The organism is Rhizobium sp. BK619, from assembly GCF_014195245.1.
GTDB lineage: Bacteria > Pseudomonadota > Alphaproteobacteria > Rhizobiales > Rhizobiaceae > Rhizobium > Rhizobium acidisoli.
The window spans coordinates 49,281-62,642 of sequence record NZ_JACIBH010000015.1 but is presented as its reverse complement, the minus strand read 5'-3'; the positions used below and the strand labels follow the sequence as shown (position 1 = coordinate 62,642).

The 13,362-nt window shown below is 55.1% G+C and carries 10 protein-coding genes; 5 read left to right on the top strand and 5 right to left on the bottom strand.

The genetic code is table 11. The features are described 5' to 3' along the window. Positions 1-74: 74 nt before the first annotated feature. The 3 genes from FHX14_RS26415 to FHX14_RS26405 all read right to left on the bottom strand — a co-directional run bounded on the left by FHX14_RS26415 (position 75) and on the right by FHX14_RS26405 (position 4,345). On the bottom strand, positions 75-1,463 hold the full coding sequence (locus FHX14_RS26415; protein WP_210301144.1) for an MmgE/PrpD family protein: 1,389 nt from the start codon (positions 1,461-1,463) through the stop codon (positions 75-77). Positions 1,464-1,563: 100 nt separating this feature from the next. Further along, positions 1,564-2,784: an ABC transporter permease gene (locus FHX14_RS26410; protein ID WP_246713461.1), complete on the bottom strand. Its 1,221-nt coding sequence runs from the start codon at positions 2,782-2,784 to the stop codon at positions 1,564-1,566. Between the two features lie 37 nt (positions 2,785-2,821). Beyond that, positions 2,822-4,345 carry a sugar ABC transporter ATP-binding protein gene (locus FHX14_RS26405; RefSeq protein ID WP_246713460.1) on the bottom strand — a complete coding sequence of 508 codons (1,524 nt, stop codon included), beginning with the start codon at positions 4,343-4,345 and terminating at the stop codon, positions 2,822-2,824. Positions 4,346-4,954: 609 nt separating this feature from the next. Here FHX14_RS26405 and FHX14_RS26400 point away from each other — a divergent pair. Both FHX14_RS26400 and FHX14_RS26395 read left to right on the top strand, forming a co-directional pair. Further along, complete coding sequence (locus FHX14_RS26400; RefSeq protein ID WP_130815675.1) at positions 4,955-5,923, top strand: sugar ABC transporter substrate-binding protein; 969 nt, start codon at positions 4,955-4,957, stop codon at positions 5,921-5,923. 96 nt (positions 5,924-6,019) lie between these two features. Continuing rightward, complete coding sequence (locus FHX14_RS26395) at positions 6,020-6,760, top strand: SDR family oxidoreductase (protein WP_184379763.1); 741 nt, start codon at positions 6,020-6,022, stop codon at positions 6,758-6,760. Between the two features lie 134 nt (positions 6,761-6,894). On the opposite strand, the gene FHX14_RS26390 is transcribed toward FHX14_RS26395, so the two are convergent. Continuing rightward, the gene (locus FHX14_RS26390; RefSeq protein WP_168275274.1) at positions 6,895-8,373 is read right to left on the bottom strand and encodes an NAD-dependent succinate-semialdehyde dehydrogenase; all 1,479 of its coding nucleotides are present in this window, start codon (positions 8,371-8,373) and stop codon (positions 6,895-6,897) included. 123 nt (positions 8,374-8,496) lie between these two features. Next, positions 8,497-10,119 carry a GMC family oxidoreductase N-terminal domain-containing protein gene (locus FHX14_RS26385; protein WP_130815673.1) on the bottom strand — a complete coding sequence of 541 codons (1,623 nt, stop codon included), beginning with the start codon at positions 10,117-10,119 and terminating at the stop codon, positions 8,497-8,499. Positions 10,120-10,662: 543 nt separating this feature from the next. Here FHX14_RS26385 and FHX14_RS26380 point away from each other — a divergent pair. The 3 genes from FHX14_RS26380 to FHX14_RS26370 all read left to right on the top strand — a co-directional run bounded on the left by FHX14_RS26380 (position 10,663) and on the right by FHX14_RS26370 (position 13,272). Beyond that, complete coding sequence (locus tag FHX14_RS26380; RefSeq protein ID WP_184379761.1) at positions 10,663-11,514, top strand: SMP-30/gluconolactonase/LRE family protein; 852 nt, start codon at positions 10,663-10,665, stop codon at positions 11,512-11,514. Between the two features lie 105 nt (positions 11,515-11,619). Beyond that, positions 11,620-12,399 carry a glucose 1-dehydrogenase gene (locus tag FHX14_RS26375; RefSeq protein ID WP_130815671.1) on the top strand — a complete coding sequence of 260 codons (780 nt, stop codon included), beginning with the start codon at positions 11,620-11,622 and terminating at the stop codon, positions 12,397-12,399. 99 nt (positions 12,400-12,498) lie between these two features. Beyond that, the gene (locus FHX14_RS26370) at positions 12,499-13,272 is read left to right on the top strand and encodes an SDR family oxidoreductase (RefSeq protein ID WP_130815670.1); all 774 of its coding nucleotides are present in this window, start codon (positions 12,499-12,501) and stop codon (positions 13,270-13,272) included. Positions 13,273-13,362 lie beyond the last annotated feature (90 nt).

The window sequence follows — 13,362 nt, the reverse complement described above, 5'->3', positions numbered from 1 at the left end:
TCGGATGAAAACGTGGTTTCGATAAGCATCCCGCATTGGCGGCCATCCAAACCACCTTCCGGTCTTATTCGTCGTCATGAAAGCAGCCGAATAATCTTGGTGGCATCCGTCACTTGCTCAAGGGAGCGTACCATCCCGGCGGCGTCGGAGATCGCAGCTGAAGACTTTGGCTGAGCGGCCAGAGCTGCACAGGACGTGAATTTGCGAACCAGGTCAGTCCATTCCAGGGGAAAGTCATTACTTCCTGGTGTCCCCTTCCCTGTTCCGGTTATCGTCAACCCTCGCCTTGTGTCGATTTCAACGCGCGCGTCGGGCATTTCAGCTGTCCAATCAAATTTGCTGTCGTCAACAGGAACCACCTTCTGGGCCATAGCGAGTACCGCCTGATCTTGAAGTCCTTGCTCGGTAAAATGCTCAACTCCGACGCGGCCGTAGGTCGCCGCGACCGCGACACAGAAAGGAAGACTGAAACGCGCGTCCATGGAACCTGTCGGTCGCCGTCTTTCCTCGAGCGGATAGGACATACGCTGCTGGAAATCACCGACGAACGGCCGAATTTCCTGAATGTCATCTGCTTTGAGGTCGTGTTCGCGTACCAACTTCAGGATCGCATGGATGTAGGTGTTGGCAATTCCGCAGACGGGCCATGGCTTGTACTGCATCGAGGCCCCTTTAAAGCAAGTACCAAGTCCGTCAAGGATCTTGGCACGATCATATTCGCCGCCGAAATAGACTTTCATAATTCCTGCCTGGCCCTCGAAAACGCGCTGCGTGCCCGTGACGCCATTCTTCGCAAGCATTCCAGACATCACGGCGCTTTTGGCGACGAAACCAGCATACAGCTCTCCGAGGTCGCTTCCCGTTCCAAACCGCATCTCCAGTGTCCCACAGGAGCCTAGGCTTGCTATACCAAATGCGTTGGCCACTTGGTCCTCTCTGAGACGCAATACGTATGAAACACCTGCAGTAGCCGAGAATACACCCAGCACGGTTGTCACAAGCCAGTCCAGTCGCTGCTTCAGGCTTCGCCGCATCCTGAGAAAGATATCCTGCCCGATTGCAACAGCCGTGATGAGATCCTGGCCGGACAGCCCGCCTTGATACTCAGCTGCGGCAAACACCGCGGGGATAAGTGTGCTGCTTGCGTGATTACCATCAGGTGCCATATCATCAAAATCTAGGCAGTGGGCCATCGCGCCGTTCGCAAAGGCGGCCATGATAGGCGGAACACGGTCGCCGAAACCTAAGACACTACATTGCGGTTTGCCGCCGTGATCGCGAACAAATTCCATAACTCCGCGTACGGCGGGCACGGTACCACTCGCTGCCAAGCTTACTCCCAGCAGGTCAAGAATACTCTTTTTGGCCGCTTCCACCGCTTCAGCCGGCAAATCCTCGTAGCGGCAGTTCGAAACGAACTTGGCCAAGTCGCGGGAAAAGTCGTCAGCAGGCATCGTCACCATTGTCTTCACTCTTTTGGGTCGGCGAGAAAAATGGGTGCACTCGTCGCGTTATCGTCGCTTTCGCTTGTACGCTTTAAGTGAATGATCTCGGAGCTGTGGATCAGCCTGTCTTCGTTCTTCGCTTATTGCCACCGACGGTATAAATCGCCGCAGCCGAGACGACCACGATACCTTCTATAAGACCCTGGTAGTTCGCACCGAGGTTAAGAATATTAAACCCGTTGGTTAGGGAATATAGTAGAAGCGCTCCACCTAGCGTTTTGACTACGCTCCCCGCACCCCCGAACAGGGACGTGCCCCCGAGGATTGCTGCCGCAATGACCGTAAGTTCAGCTCCCTGCAGGCCCGTAGGATTCATCGAGCGGAGCCGTGCTGCAAATAATATTCCGGCAAACCCCGCTATGCCACTGCAAAAGACAAACGCGGCAAGACGGTAAAGTGTGACATTGATGCCTGATAGACGTGCTGCCTCCGGGTTGCCGCCGACCGCATAGATCTTTCGACCGACCGTTGTAAAGCGGAGAACAAACCAGACCATCGCCGTGAACACTGCCAAATATATCACGGGCATTTTCACCGAGACGACAAAACCGGCAACCCACGTGAACGCCAGTATCGAGACGCCCGCAAGGACGAGGCCAGCAGAGCGCGGAGACATTCTTTTGATACGAATCGCGCTGTAGGCTCCAGAAATAAGAAAAAGCGCGGAGAGAACGATCAGTGCATAGGCAATGTCGATCCGGTTTGATTCAAATGCTTTCAGTACTTCGACGATCTGGGGCGACTGGATCGTTAAGGACGCGCCGTCGGTATAAATCAAAACCAGTCCGCGCACTGCCGTTAATGTTCCAAGCGTCACAATAAACGCGTTGATCCCCAGGAATTGCACGATGCTCCCATTGATCAGTCCAATTGTCACTGCTGTGGCCATGGAAAGGCCAATCGCCGGCGCGAGCCCCATGGAGTTGCAGCTTCCAACGAAGATCGCCGCCGAAAGCGCTGCGACAGACGCGACAGAAAGATCGAAATTTCCGGTAATCAGGACAACTGTCATGGCAATAGCCATGAATGAAATCAGTGATGCCTGGTAAACGACATTCGTCACATTGAGAACGCTGATATAATTGGATTTTCCAAGGTAGGCTGTGGTGAATGAAAGGACGATCACGAGCAACAGCAAGGCGTAAAAAACGCCCATCTCACGAAGGCCGAAGGCCTGACTCCAGTCCGCCTTTTTGTCGATTGACGGATTTGAAGCGAGCGACGGCGCCGCAGCACGGCTCTCCCTCTGTTTATCGGTTTGCTTCAGTGTCAAAGCCATTGTGTTCTCACTATTCAAATTCAATTTTCGAGCTTGTTCAGGCGGCTGTCTGCGCAACAGTATGCCCGCTGGCCAACAGGATGAGTTCATGTTCTGAGGTGCTTGCGACCGATCTTTCGGCGATGCAACGTCCGTCCCGCATCACAAGTATGCGATCGCACGCGGCAATCAATTCCTCAAATTCCGACGAAACGACGATAACGGCTTTGCCTTCAGATGCGAGCTTACGCACCAGCATAAGGATGTCCGCTTTTGCACCGACGTCGATCCCCGCGGTTGGTTCATCGAGAAGGAAAACGTCGACGTTGCTGTACAACCACTTGGCGATAGTCACTTTTTGCGCGTTTCCACCGCTGAGTTCCATCACCGGCACGTCCGGCGACTGCGCCTTGATAGAAAGCCGCTGGATAGCGTCGAGGGCCCGTTCGCGCTCCTTGAGCTCGATGGGGATAACACCTGCCGCTGAAACCCCTTTCAGGGCGGGCAGCGTCGTATTTCGCCATATTTCAAACCCGGGGACCAAGCCTTGACGCATTCTGTCCTCTGGTACCAAGGCGATGCCGGCCTTTACGGCTGCAGAGGTGCTGCGGCGAAGCGTCTTTCCCCGCAAGACCACATCGCCGGTCGCATCGGCATCTGCTCCGAAGATTGCATGAAGCAGCTCACTGCGACCTGAACCAAGTAACCCGGCGATGCCCAGTACCTCACCGGCACGCAATTTTAGCGAAATAGGCTGAAGCTTGCCCGGGGACCCCAATTCCCGAAGCTCTAGCAGTTCTGGTAGGACCTTTAACTGCTCTAGGCTGCGCCCTTGCGATGTTGTTTCCATCGCAGCTAGCCTGCGCCCAACGATCGCCTCAGCGATCTTGGATTCATCGAGGTCTTTTGTTTCCGCTCGCAGCACGGCCTGGCCATCACGTAGCACCGTCACCTCGTCGGTCAACGCTATGATTTCATCGAGGAAATGCGATACAAAGAGAATGGCTTTGTTTTCGCCTTGAGTGAGGCGTCGAACAGCGCGATAGACAAGTTCCCGCTCCTCAGTCGCCAAGGAAGCGGTAGGCTCATCCATGACGATCAGATCGGCTCCTGAGCCGAGCGCCTGGAAGATTGCTACCATCTGACGCGCACCGATCCGCAAGTCGCCCACAAGCGCGTCCGGATTCAAGGAATACCCGACGCGCTCACAAATAACATCGAAGCGCTCACGCATTTCGAGGCTCTGGCGCCAAAAGCCGGGCGCTGCGAGAAAGACATTTTCGAGGACGGAGAGCGTCGAGACCAACGGAATATGCTGATGAATCGTTGCCACCCCGCTGTCATTGGCGTCTCTCGGACTCGACCAAGAGACTGCTCCGCCCCTCCAGTAAATTTGCCCAGATGTTGCCGCATAGGCGCCGGAAATAATCTTGATCAACGTCGACTTGCCAGCGCCATTGGCCCCTAGAAGTCCGTGGACGCGGCCGCTTGTGATCTGAAGATCAACGCCCCTCAGCGCAATCAGCCCACCAAACTTCTTCGTCACGTTCTCCAAACGCATTAGCAGTGAGCGATCGGTCATCGGTTGGAATCTCCGACAGAACGGTGCATACTCAACTTCATCGCTTCGAATTGCGTGGGGTCACACGCTTCCTCCTCCAACGCAATTTGCCGAGCTGTTCGGTTTCGAATTTGGTGGCGATGCTGCAACACTTTTTCCTCCACGCGGACCGCCGCCGGCGATCCTGCACAATACGCATCCTACTCCCAAGAATATAAATATCCCCTCATATGGGATTATGTCAATCCCGCTTTGCGCGCTCGGCCAACTCGCCGGACCTTACTGGCCATTTACAGAGCTACTTATGAGTTCATCGCCTCATTGATGCGCCTATTTTTACCCATATGGAGGGTCGGCCCTCGACGCAATTGATTGTCCCCCAAAGCATTCTCTTGACAATGTCCCGTAATATAAGATTATTTACGAACGTCGATCAGAGCTCCACTTGCTACGAGTAGCGGTGTTTGATCACGTCAGTCGCTCCGCATATCTGTTGGCCGTTCCGCCAACCGTTGCGTTTGCGGGAAGCCGTTCACGTATGGCTGGGCGATTGCGCAGGGAGGAATTGGAAAAGTAGAAGCCGGCCGCAGTCGCTATGACGCTGCCAAATGTTTATGGGAGGAGTGCAGAATGCGAAATAGAACTGGTTTCCTAACAGTACTGGGGCTTTCGACCGCGCTGATGAGCGTGGGGCCCGGCGCGTACGCGAAGGACGTCACGCTCGCTTTTGTCGTTACAAATTTCCAAAATGTTGCCGAAGTCAGCCAGGCGGATGGCTTTAAGGCAGAAGGTGAAAAGCTGGGTGCGAAAGTCGTCCTGATGGACTCAAAGGGCAGCGTTGAAAAGCAATCAAACGCGATCGACGACGCAATTGCTCAGAAGGTCGACGGTATCGCCGCGATCGTTCTCGACAGTGCAGTGGCAAAGACATGGGTGGACAAGGCAAACGCGGCTGGAATACCGTTCACAGCCGTGCTGGTCCAAGTTGGCGAACCGACTGCCAAGTGGACAGATGTATATCCTGGACTTGCCTCGCTCGTCGGGCGTGACGATTTCCAGACGGGCGAGGACCTCGCCGGCTTTGCTGCAAAGCAGTTGCCTACGGATCGAACTGCCAAAATCGGCATCGTAGAAGGCATGGCTGGGTATTCAACTGTCGTCAACCTGACGAATGGTTTCAAGGCCGGGCTGGAAAAGGCTGGCGCAAAGTATGAAATCGTTTCGTCGCAGCCCACCGATTGGACGCAAGCAAAGGGTCAAGAAGTCTGCCAGAATGCTCTTGTCGCTAACCCGGATATCGACGTGTTTTATGCACACGCGGAAACGATGGCTGTCGGCTGCGCCGATGCTATCAGCGACGCCGGTTCAAAAGCGAAAGTCGTGACAGCGGCTGGTGGCCTGGCCGCTGGCATGCCGTATGTAAAATCCGGACAGATCACCGCGTCGGTTTGTGAGCTCTGGCGAGAATATGGAGCTGCCGGAGCCGACACGCTTTACAAGGCTGCAACGGATGCGAAAACCCCGAAGGGCGCGCTGGTTAGCATTCCGCCGCCGATCTATACGGCTGAGAATGCCGATAGCTGCAAGCCACAATGGTGAGATTCCTGTAGAAATGGCGCGCGCCAGCGACGCAACGCTGGCGCGGCGCCATTGACTTGCGCCAAGTTGCGCGAAGCCTTGGATTGTGGAGTAACGATGGCGTCCCTTTCCGGTAAAACCGCTTTGATCACCGGTGCACTCGGCACGATTGGCCGAGCCTTGGTCGCCCGCTTTCAACAGGAGGGAGCAAGCGCCATTGCACTTGATCTTCCCGGGTTGGATGGCGAGGCGGTCCTTTCTGGTGCGTCAGGCAATGTACGTTATTGTGGTTGCGATTTAGGTGACCTTGTCGAAACGGAGCAGACGGTCGGCAAGCTCGCACAGGACGTAGGTGGCATCGACATCCTAATAAACAACGCAGCCTTTATCACGAACCGACCGCACGAAGACTACACCATCGCCGAGTATGAGAAGGAGATCCGCATCAACTCCTCGGCTGCTTTCGTTGTATCACGAGTTTGCAGCGCTCACATGAAGGAAGTCAGATCTGGCAAAATCATTTGCCTGACGTCGCTAACACTGAACGGTCAGTGGGACGGATTCGTACCATACGTAGCGTCAAAGGGGGCCATGTATGGCTTGGTCAAGTCATTGGCGCGCGAATTGGGAAGGCACGGCGTTAATGTAAACGGTATCTCACCGGGCGCGGTGCTATCCGATGCGGAATGGAAGCTGTTTGGTGACAGGCGTGAAGCCTACCATCGGTGGATACTTGACCATCAATGCCTCAAACGCCGGATCGAAGCTGTCGACGTCGCTAATCTTGCAGTTTTTTTGTCTTCGCCTCAGGCTGACCTCATATCCGGACAGAACATCAGTTGCGATGGCGGCTGGTAATATCCTGGGCGCAATTGGAATCGCAAAATCTTACCATTGAGCGACTGTCGAAGAGCTATAATGCAGCATTCCATCGCGCGTGGTTGCATCCGAGTGAAGAGAGACCCGCCGATCGGGCTCGGCCTCTCTTCCGCCTAGATTGTACCGGAAAACTGCAACACTGTCTTCTGCACCATGTAAGCGTCCAGTGACGTAGGGCCACCCTCCCGACCTATACCGCTGTCTTTCACCCCGCCGAAGGGCGTATCGGAATCTGGGGTGTCGAAGTGGTTGATCGACAATGCACCAACCTCCAACTCGCGCTGAATTCGCTCGGCATCTGTCAGATTGTTGGTAAATGCATACCCAGCCAATCCTACATGAAGGTTGTTGGCGATCTTGAGAGCTGCATCCAGGTTAGGGACCGATATACATGAGCCGATCGGGTTAAACGGCTCAACGGTCATCGAATCGGCGTCTAGAGGTACGTCGACCAAAAGGGTGGGCTCGAAATAGAAACCTCTGTTGCCAATGCGGTTTCCACCGGCCGCCACGCGAGCCCCCCGCGCGATAGCATTTTGAACCATTGTCTCCGCTGCACCAAGACGGCGATCGTTGGCCAGCGGACCCATTTGAGCTTGCGGATCGAAACCGTCGCCGATGCGGAGGTCGTTGAGGGCGCCGGCAAATGAATCGACGAAAGGTTTGTAGACGCTTTCATCAACAATAAACCGCGAAGCCGATGCGCAGATTTGGCCCGAGGCGCGTGTCTTGGCTTCAGCAGCCAAAAGGCCGATTGCCTTGGCATCCACATCGCGGCCGACGATAACGGGAGCATGACCCCCAAGTTCCATCAGGGCGGGCTTCATGGCGCGGGCTGCTAGCTCCGTCAGATGCTTGCCCACACCGGTAGAGCCCGTGAAGGTCACTAGCCTTGAGATCGGTGAACCGATCAATGTAGATGATATGACTGCCGGATCCCCGAGGACGAGATTGAGAACGCCTGGCGGAAGGCCCGCCTCTTCAAAACATTTGACCAATTCCACGGCTGTGCCGGGTGTTTCGTTCGCGGCTTTCACGATAATCGAGCATCCTGCAGCAAGGGCCGCCGACGTTTTGCGCGCAAACGCACTCATTGGGACGTTCCAGGGCGTGAATGCGACAACTGGTCCAATGGGCAGGCGCAAAATGCGCTTCTGCATTTGATCGGCGGCTGGCAAGATCCAGCCATAGCTGCGAAGCGCTTGCCCTGCCTCCCAGTCGTAGAAACGGCAGCTGCGTATGATTTCTCCTTCGGCCGCGGCAAGCGTTTTGCCGTGCTCCAGGGTAAGTACTTTCGCGATATCGCGCGCACGCTCCCGGATCAGGGCAACTGCTTTCATGATAATCCGTGAGCGTTCGAGAGGTTGGGTATCGCGCCAAATTCGAAATCCGGCTTCTGCCGCCTCCAGCGCGTTGTGCAAGTCGGCGGGCGTCGCGTTCGGCACGGGCCCCAGAGCGTTACCGGTACTTGGATTGCGAACATCGATCCAACGGTCGCGGTCGTAAATCCAATTGCCGCCGATATAAAGGCCAATTCTAGGGTAAAGGGTTGACTCAAAACCCTCAGATGGGCGCGAGTTTATTTCTCTCATGTGCCGGGTCCTTTCGGTCTGATTTGCATAAATAATGCGATACGCATCGCAGTTTTGCCCATGCTCGTTGATCTAAACGTCAGCCAGAACTTAAGGCGGCTGCGGTAATCTCACCTGAGGCGTTCAGCCGTGACTCGTTCTACGACAAACGGCATCAGCCTTGATCATGTGGGCGCCTTTTACGCCGATCATGATCGAGGGAGCGTTGGTGTTTCCGGACGTGAGGTGCGGCATGACCGAAGCGTCTACGACGCGTAATCGCTCCAAACCTCGGAAACGTAGACGCTCATCAACCACGGACATCGCGTCGCTGCCCATCTTGCAAGTGCCGACTTGATGATGCGCGGAATTGCCGGTCTTTTCCATGAACCGATAGATGTCCTCGTCTGTTTTGACGTTTGAGCCAGGAACATCCTCGCCAAGAACACGAGAACGGATGGGTTCCGTGTTCATAATTTCCCGGATTTTCTTGATGCCGCTAATCATCGCCTCAACGTCGTCGCCGTGGTTTAAGAAATTTGGCGTACAAACCGCCTTGTCGGATGCATGCGCAGATCGAAGCGTTACGGTGCCCGTGGTGCGCGGACGAAGTTGGTAAACCGATACTCCCAAACCAGGCTCTTTTTCCACCCGGGCCTCTCCGCTTGGTAAGAACTGAAATGTCATTGGGCGAAAACTGATTTGCAGGTCAGCGTAAGGCTCTTCCGGGCGGCTTTTGACGAATGCCGCCACTTGTGACGATCCGAGGGCCAGGTAGCCCTTGTGCGTCATCAGGTACTTGAAGCCCTCCCAATATTTCCAAAGGCCGACAAGGCTGGCGTTATAAGAGCTGTCGGCGGTAGAGCGCCATCCGGTGTGAATGTAGAAATGATCTTGAAGATTTCGTCCGACTCCCGGGCGCTCGAGGACGAGTGGAATTCCGTGCGGGATGATTTCGCTCGCGGGTCCGACACCAGATAGCATGAGAAGCTTCGGAGTGTTTATCGCCCCGCAAGACAGTATAATCTCTCTTGCGGCCTCGATCTTTCGAAGACTGCCATTTTCCAGAACCTCGACCCCTGTTGCGGTATGTCCCTCAAATAGCACCCGCTGGACCTCGACCGCGGTGCGGATAGTCAAGTTTGGTCGGCCGGTGACTGGTCTGGTGAAGGCCGAATAAGCTGAAAAGCGGCGGCCATTCTTGATAGTATGCTGCATGAAACCAACGCCGTCGTGCTCGGCGCCGTTCATATCTTCTCTTTCGGGAATTTCCAGACGCGTTGCGGCCTCAATAAAATCATAACTGGATTTCAACTTGACGACCGGGTCGCTGACCCAAAGGGGGCCGCCTTGCCCGCGCCACTTGTCGCTGCGACGCTCGAAATGCTCCATGTCTCGAAAGTACGGTAGCAGGTCTTCATATCCCCATCCTGGGTTACCGAGGTCGCGCCAACTGTCGAAATCGTTACGGTGTCCCCGGATAAAAACCATGCCATTGATGGAGCTTGACCCGCCCAGTGCCTTTCCCCGTGGCCAATACATGCTCCGGCCCTCGAGCTTTGCCATGGGCTCCGTATGGTAGTTCCAGTTCAGCAGCTTATCAAAATAAAGTTTTGCCATGCCAGCCGGCGTATTGACCCAGAAGCGGTCCGCATGTGGACCTGCCTCGAGAAGAAGTACCTTGACCGACGAATCTTCGGACAACGCACGCGCGACGGGATTTCCGCTCGATCCCGCGCCGACAATGATATAGTCGTAAACTTCCATGGTCCAACCTTTAGACGAGCGGCAGTTGCCAACCCGCTCGACTTTGAGCCGCGTCGACATTACCGCTGGCCTTCGTAGCCTCCCTGCTAACGAAGGCGAGCTGGCAGTACGGCTGGAGTGCAGCCGCCCGATGCGGCTCACCGCAAACTGTAGGCTCGTAGGGTTTAACGCCGCCAGCCTTTATCCCAACAGCTAAGTAGCGCGGTATGCCGAAGCTGTCAAACAATCCCACATTATGCAACCAATTTATTTTTGATGGGAAAATTGCGCAAAGATCGTCTCCGATAGCGGTCGCTGAGGCTGGCCCCTCACACTTAATCGGAAGACTGCGTTGCTGACAGATAAAAAATCCCGCCAATTGACATGTTCTTATATGACTGATACTTTTACCAAGGCTGGTCGGTGGTCGAGGAGGAGGATCGTCGGGTGCCTCGCGTAGCGGAGCCATGCGGAGGATTGCAGGCACACTAGCGAAAGGGCGCCTTAGATCTAGGCATGTCGCACTAAAATCATCCGCAAAGCGATCATTGGGAGGAAGTGACAATGCAAATACGTGAGGCCAAACTACTGGCGTCCGACTTTATTTTTCTGGAAGCCCCGCGCTGGAAGGACGGCGCCGTTTGGGCGCCCGACGTCTTTGACAGCATCCTTTACCGGGTCGACATGCAGGGGAAAAAGGAGGTCGTTGTCCGCGATCTTCCGCCGCGCCCCAACAGTTTTAATTTTTTACCGGACGGGACGCCGATCATTGTATCATCGGTTGCTCGGCACATTAACAAAATTGTTGACGGGAAGCTTGAGCTTTATGTTGATCTGTCGAATTTCGCGACTGGCGATCTAAATGACTTCGGGATTGACGACAGTGGTCGGCTGTACGTCGGAAACTTCGGGTACGACATATTTGCTGGCGAACCAATCAAGCTGACTTCGATTCATACGGTAGAACCGGACGGACGTGTAAGCGTTGCGGCCACCGACATGGAATTTCCAAATGGGACGGTCCTCATCAATAGCGGCAGAACGTTGATTGTGTCGGAAACTTGGTGCGGGAGGATTTCGTCATTTGATCGTGACTTGGTAACTGGAGCCCTATCCAATCGCAGGCAATTTGCGGATTTGTCTGGACGTCATCCTGACGGCATCTGCGCTGATGCGGAGGGAGCGATTTGGGTGTCTTCGTTCAACACCGGTGAAGTCTTGCGTGTTCTGGACGGCGGCGAAATCACCGATAGAATCGAATTCGAAGGGAGCGCCATCGCCTGCGAACTGGGCGGACCGGATGGCCAAACGCTGTTTTGTACCACTTACAGCGGGACATACCCGGATCAAATGCAACACAAGCGCTTGGGACTAATTCATACCGTTGTGGTCGATGTCCCTGCTCCCTCGGAGTAGGGCTTGGCATCAGCCAAGCCTGTTGCATGTCGGCTTGATGACTTGGCGGTCCAGAGACAACGATTAACTCAGAGTGACCGTCTATAAGATCGAGGAGGATCTAGGGTGAGTAACGCACAGAACTATAAATTTGCTGGTAAAACAGCTTTTATAACGGGAGCCGGGAGCGGCATCGGTCGCGCAACCGCCTTCGCCTTTGCAGATGCTGGTGCAAATGTGGCTGTGGTCGACATCAACCCCACTGCAGCAGCGGAGACTGTGAAGCGGATAGAAGAGTCTGGCGGAAAAGCGACCGCTATTGCATGCGATGTAACGAACAGCGATCAGGTGAAGGCAGCCGTTGATCGTTGCGTACAAGCGTTTGGAGCACTGAATTTCGCCTTCAACAATGCCGGGATCGAACAGGGTGTCGTCCCGCTAACTGAAGTAAGTGAGGAACTCTTTGACAGGCTGTTTGCGATCAATGTCAAGGGTGTATATCTCTGCATGAAACACCAAATTCCGGTCATGGATAAATCGGGCGGTGGGGTGATCGTCAACACCGCTTCAACGGCCGGTGTCCTTTCGATCCGCAACCAGGGCTCATACTGCGCGACAAAATATGCAGTGGTTGCTCTTACCAAATCGACCGCGCTTGAGGTCGCCGGCGCAAAGATTCGCATTAACGCACTGTGCCCGGGCATCACTGACACGCCGATGATTGAGCGAGTATCGGGCGGAACAGAGGCAGGTCGCACACGGCTCATTGGGCAGGAACCAGTAGGACGCTTTGCCCGTCCGGAAGAGATGGCACGGGCGACAATGTGGCTGTGCTCAGACGACGGCGCGTTCATTACCGGTGCGGCTTTGAACATCGATGGTGGCCAGAGCGCTGGTATCGGTTGAGCGTTTGTGAGTGCAAACCACTTATAACGCTTGATGCGGCCCGCAGAAATGTCACCGGCTGGCATGTCAAGTTCCTCGAACTGAAATTAGGAACGCTTTATGATCATGACCGATTTGAAATCGGCTATCGTCCCGGTGTCCGGTGGCGCATCCGGAATCGGGTTGGCGATTTGCAGGCAGCTGCGATCAGAGGGCGCACGCCCCTTGCCGCTCGACTTTGACGCGGATCAACTCGAAAAAGCCCTCACGACGCTCTATCCCGACGAGAATTGCGCAAAGTTCGGCTATCTCGTCGATGTCAGCGATTCCCTTGCGGTTGATGCGGCATTCGAGAAAATTCGCCGCGACCACGGCATAGTAACGCATGCCGTTGCCAACGCTGGAATTGTCTGGCGCGGGAACGTTCTCGATATGCCGGAGGACAAGTGGAAGCGTGTTTTGGATGTCAATGTGAACGGTGTCCTGCATATTTGCCGCGCCGCCGCTCGTCAAATGACGGATAATGGTGGCGGAGCGATCGTAACGATGGCCTCGATCGGCGGCATTCTTTCTAAACCAGAGCGCGCCGCCTACACGACATCCAAAGCAGCGATTGTTCAGATGACGCGCGCTTTCGCGCTCGACTTCGCCCAACTCAACATTCGTGTCAACTGTGTTGCGCCTGGTCTCGTCAAAACGTCGATCCAACAGGCTCAGGCCGCCTCGACCGAGCCGGGCTTTGTTGAGGCTTTGGCTGCGCGAGCCGCTATCAAGCGAGTTGGCGAGCCCGAAGAAATCGCCAATGTCGCGATGTTCTTGCTGTCAAATCTTGCAAGTTACATCACGGGCGAGACGGTCGTAGTGGATGGTGGATTGAGCATTCATTACTCGTAGAGCCTGGCAAGTTGGCAGGGCTCCTCCCAGACCTGTCAGTTTGTCAGGCCCTTTCGAGGCGCCCTGACCGGGCTAGAGCAAAGGTATGGT

What these genes read in the sequence shown, in the direction of transcription:
- FHX14_RS26415 (WP_210301144.1), bottom strand. Translation starts at nt 1,463, where the DNA reads ATGGTGACGATGCCTGCTGACGACTTTTCCCGCGACTTGGCCAAGTTC.
- FHX14_RS26410 (WP_246713461.1), bottom strand. Translation starts at nt 2,784, where the DNA reads ATGGCTTTGACACTGAAGCAAACCGATAAACAGAGGGAGAGCCGTGCT.
- FHX14_RS26405 (WP_246713460.1), bottom strand. Translation starts at nt 4,345, where the DNA reads ATGACCGATCGCTCACTGCTAATGCGTTTGGAGAACGTGACGAAGAAG.
- FHX14_RS26400 (WP_130815675.1), top strand. Translation starts at nt 4,955, where the DNA reads ATGCGAAATAGAACTGGTTTCCTAACAGTACTGGGGCTTTCGACCGCG.
- FHX14_RS26395 (WP_184379763.1), top strand. Translation starts at nt 6,020, where the DNA reads ATGGCGTCCCTTTCCGGTAAAACCGCTTTGATCACCGGTGCACTCGGC.
- FHX14_RS26390 (WP_168275274.1), bottom strand. Translation starts at nt 8,373, where the DNA reads ATGAGAGAAATAAACTCGCGCCCATCTGAGGGTTTTGAGTCAACCCTT.
- FHX14_RS26385 (WP_130815673.1), bottom strand. Translation starts at nt 10,119, where the DNA reads ATGGAAGTTTACGACTATATCATTGTCGGCGCGGGATCGAGCGGAAAT.
- FHX14_RS26380 (WP_184379761.1), top strand. Translation starts at nt 10,663, where the DNA reads ATGCAAATACGTGAGGCCAAACTACTGGCGTCCGACTTTATTTTTCTG.
- FHX14_RS26370 (WP_130815670.1), top strand. Translation starts at nt 12,499, where the DNA reads ATGATCATGACCGATTTGAAATCGGCTATCGTCCCGGTGTCCGGTGGC.